Origin of the sequence: Streptomyces sp. NPDC127106 (genome assembly GCF_042677605.1) — a bacterium.
Taxonomy (GTDB): Bacteria; Actinomycetota; Actinomycetes; order Streptomycetales; family Streptomycetaceae; genus Streptomyces.
The window spans coordinates 16,871-20,463 of record NZ_JBHXTC010000069.1 but is presented as its reverse complement, the minus strand read 5'-3'; the positions used below and the strand labels follow the sequence as shown (position 1 = coordinate 20,463).

Below are 3,593 nucleotides of genomic sequence, written 5' to 3'. Positions count from 1 at the left end.
TCGCGACGTCACCCTCTCCTGCTCGCGGCCCGCGCGCGCCGCGCGGCCGGGCGGCCGGGGCCGGGGGGGGGGGGGGCGCCCGCCCGCCCCCCCCCCCCCCCCCCACAGCCGCACCCGGGACTTTTCGGCCACCCCGACTTTGGGTACGGTTAGGTAAGCCTCACCGAATAGGGGATGGCTTTGAGGGCGTTCCTGACAGGGAGGTGAACCGCGTGTACGTCTGCTCTTGCTTCGGTGTCACCGACCAGCAGGTCAAGGAACACGCGGCCGCCGGGGCCTGCACCCCCCGCCAGATAGCCTCCGCCACCAAGGCCGGAACCGACTGCGGATCCTGCGTGCGCACGATCCAGGGCCTCCTCGGCCGCGGGGCGTGCCCGCGCCGTGAGCTGCTGGAGAAGGGCCGGACGGCGTCCGTGCTGGCGCCCGCCCCGGAGCTCGCCGACGTCGCTTAGACCCCGCCGCCCCGACCGGCTCCCGGTGGTCAGCTCTCCGGCTGCTCGATCAGCTGGGCGATGTAGAGCGGCTCACCGAGGGTCTCGATGAGCTCCAGCTGGGTGTCGAGGTAGTCGATGTGGTGCTCCTCGTCCGACAGGATCTCCTCGAACAGGCGCGCCGACGTGATGTCGCTCTTGCCGCGCATCACCTCGATCCCCCGCTTGAGACGGTCGATCGCCTCGACCTCCACCTGGCGGTCCGCCTGGAACATCTCGGTCAGGGTCTGGCCCACCCGCACGTGGAAGAGGCGCTGGTAGTTGGGGAGCCCGTCGAGCATCAGGATGCGCTCGGTGAGCTTGTCCGCGTGCTTCATCTCGTCGATGGACTCAGCGCGGGTGTAGTGCGCGAGCTTGGTCCAACCCTTGTTGTCCTGGATCCGGTAGTGGAGCCAGTACTGGTTGATCGCAGTGAGCTCGCCGGTCAGCTGCTCGTTCAGAAACTCGAGGACCTCGGGGTCGCCCTGCATCGCAGAGGCTCCTTCCAGGCAAAGTCAGCAAGTGACGGATCGGTTGCGCGCATCCTTGCACCGCCGCCGGAGGTCGTCCAGTAAGTGCCTCCTTAGTGGGAGTTGCAGTGACATGTCCGAATCAGCCCGTGCCCTGGTCATGACCACCCCACCGCGTCTGTCACCATGGAGTCATGGGTCAGCCGGAAAGCCGGGAATCTCCGGAAGCAGAGCAGCCGGAGCTTCCACCGGGGCAGCGGCTTCAGCGGGGCTGGCCGGTCACCCACTACGGGCCCGTGCCCAAGTTCAAGCCGGAACGCTGGGAGTTCCGTGTCTTCGGCGCGACCGCCGACGGCGAGAAGCACTGCTGGAACCACGAGCAGTTCACGGCCCTGCCCTTCGAGTCGGTCGTGGCCGACCTGCACTGCGTGACGAAGTTCAGCATGGTGGGGGCCGAATGGGGCGGAGTCCTCGCCCGCGAGATCCTCGCCCTCGCCCCGCCGGCGCCGCAGGTCACCCACGTGATGGTGTGGGCCGAGTACGGCTTCAGCTCCAACCTGCGGCTGGCCGACTTCGCCTCCGAGCGGACCGTCTTCGCCACCCACCAGGGCGGTGAACTGCTCACCGCCGAACACGGCTTCCCGGTGCGGCTCGTCGTGCCCCACCTGTACGCGTGGAAGGGCCCGAAGTGGGTCCGCGGCGTCGAGTACATGACCGCCGACCGCCGCGGGTTCTGGGAGGAGCGGGGCTACCACAACATCGGCGACCCCTGGCGCGAACAGCGCTACTCGTACCAGGAGGAGCCGGGGGACGGCCCCGAGCTGTAGCCCCCACAACCCCCACAACGCACATACCACCCAAACCCCCCCGGCCCCGCCGGGTCAGTGCAGGGCGCGCAGCTCCTTCAGCAGCGCCACGTCGGCCGCGTGCCCCTCCTTGCCGCCCGGGGTCTCGATGATCAGCGGCACCCCCTCCATCGCCGGATGCGAGAACAGCTCGCCGAAGGCCTCCCGGCCGATGTGGCCCTGCCCGATGTTGGCGTGGCGGTCCTTGTGCGCGCCCACGCCCTCCTTCGAGTCGTTGGCGTGGACCAGCTTCAGCCGTCCCTCGCCCACCGTGTCCACCAGCAGGTCCAGCGTCTGCTTGACGCCGCCCGGCTCCGCCAGGTCGTGCCCGGCGGCGAAGACGTGGCAGGTGTCCAGGCAGACGCCCAGCTTCGGGTGGTGGTCGAGCGCGTCGAAGTACGGGCCGAAGTCCCAGGTCCGCGAGCATAGCGACGAGCCCTGCCCGGCCGTGGACTCCAGCAGCAGGAAGGGGTCGTCGTCGTGCACCAGCTCGTCCAGCAGCGGCAGCATGTGCTCCCTGACCTGCGCGTACGCCGCCTCGCGCGGCCGGCCCCCGGTCGCCGAGCCCGTGTGAACGACCACCCCCCGCGCGCCGATCTCCCGGCCCCGGCGCAGCGAGTGGCGCAGCGACTCCACCGACCGCTCCACCGTCGCCACGGTGTGCGAGCCGAAGTTGATCAGGTAGGGGGCGTGCACGTAGGCCGGGATCGACCCGGCCTCGCACCCGGCCCGGAACAGCTCGTCCTGGGCCGGGTTCCCGGCCGGGGTCGCCCAGCCGCGCGGATTGGCCACGAAGACCTGCACCGCCTCGGCCGCCAGCTCCCGCGCGTACGACAGCCCCACCGACGCGAGCCCGCCCGCGACGGGGACGTGCCCGCCCACCGGGTTGCGCCCGGCCTGCTCCGCCATGCCGCTACAGCCCCTTGGTCCGCAGGACGATCGTGGTGCCCTCGGGGGCGTTCTGGCCACCCGCCACCGACTGCGCGTCCACCGTGTTGCCGAAGGGCAGGAACGGGCGGTCCACCTTCACCTTGAACCCGGCCGCCTCCAGGGTCTTGCGGGCCACGTCCGCGTCCTGGCCGATCACGTTCGGCACCGGGATCTGGCGGGGCCCCTTGGAGAGCGTGAGCACGACCGTGTCACCGGCCGCGGCCTGCGCGCCCGCGCCGACCGACTGGTTGGCGACCGTACCGGCCGGGAACGGCGAGTTGATCTGGTCGGCCGCCGTCTCCACCTTGAGACCGAGGTCCTGCAGCGCCGCCCGGGCCTGGTCCACGGGCCTTCCGGTCACGCTCGGCACCGGCACCGGCCGGCCCTTGCTGACCGTGATCGACACCGCGGTGTCGGGGGCCCGCTTGTTCCCGCCCTCCGGATTGGTGGAGATCACCGAGCCCTGCGGCACCTCCTGGCTGAACGCCTGCGTGACGATGCCCGGGGCCAGACCGCTCTTGGTCAGCTCCGCCTTCGCCTCCTCCAGCGGCCGGCCCTTCACGTCGGGCACCACCACGACCTCCGGCCCGCGGGAGATCGTCAGCACCACGGCGCCGTTGCCGCGGATGCGCTTGCCGCTCTGCGGGTCGCTGTCCATCACCGTGCCGCGGTCGAAGGCGTCGCTGAACCTCCGCTCGACCCGCTTGACGCCGAGGCCGGCCGCCGACAGTTCGGACCGGGCCTCCGCCTCGGTCTTGCCGAGCAGGTTGGGGACCTTCGTGAACTGGCCGGAGTTGATGTACCAGACGCCGGTGCCGACGCCGAGGATCAGCAGCAGCGCGGCGAGGACCAGCAGCGGCCCGCGCCGGGAGCGGGCC

5 protein-coding genes are annotated in these 3,593 nt (G+C 71.1%); 2 read left to right on the top strand and 3 right to left on the bottom strand.

Features of this window, described 5'->3' with window-relative positions; translation table 11 throughout:
• The first annotated feature begins 203 nt into the window (after positions 1–203).
• Entirely contained in the window at positions 204–452 is a 249-nt protein-coding gene (locus ACFVGY_RS33675; RefSeq protein WP_385685015.1) for a bacterioferritin-associated ferredoxin, read from the top strand.
• A 29-nt stretch (positions 453–481) separates the two neighbouring features.
• On the opposite strand, the gene bfr is transcribed toward ACFVGY_RS33675, so the two are convergent.
• Positions 482–961 carry a bacterioferritin gene (bfr, locus tag ACFVGY_RS33670; protein WP_385685012.1) on the bottom strand — a complete coding sequence of 160 codons (480 nt, stop codon included), beginning with the start codon at positions 959–961 and terminating at the stop codon, positions 482–484.
• A 173-nt stretch (positions 962–1,134) separates the two neighbouring features.
• Here bfr and ACFVGY_RS33665 point away from each other — a divergent pair, with 173 nt between their 5' ends.
• The gene (locus ACFVGY_RS33665) at positions 1,135–1,767 is read left to right on the top strand and encodes a sulfite oxidase-like oxidoreductase (protein WP_385685009.1); all 633 of its coding nucleotides are present in this window, start codon (positions 1,135–1,137) and stop codon (positions 1,765–1,767) included.
• Between the two features lie 54 nt (positions 1,768–1,821).
• Here ACFVGY_RS33665 and ACFVGY_RS33660 read toward each other — a convergent pair whose 3' ends face one another.
• Entirely contained in the window at positions 1,822–2,694 is an 873-nt protein-coding gene (locus ACFVGY_RS33660) for a deoxyribonuclease IV (RefSeq protein WP_385685006.1), read from the bottom strand.
• A gap of 4 nt (positions 2,695–2,698) precedes the next feature.
• Positions 2,699–3,593 (bottom strand): PASTA domain-containing protein (locus ACFVGY_RS33655; protein WP_385685003.1); only part of this gene is annotated, 895 nt, incomplete at its 5' end.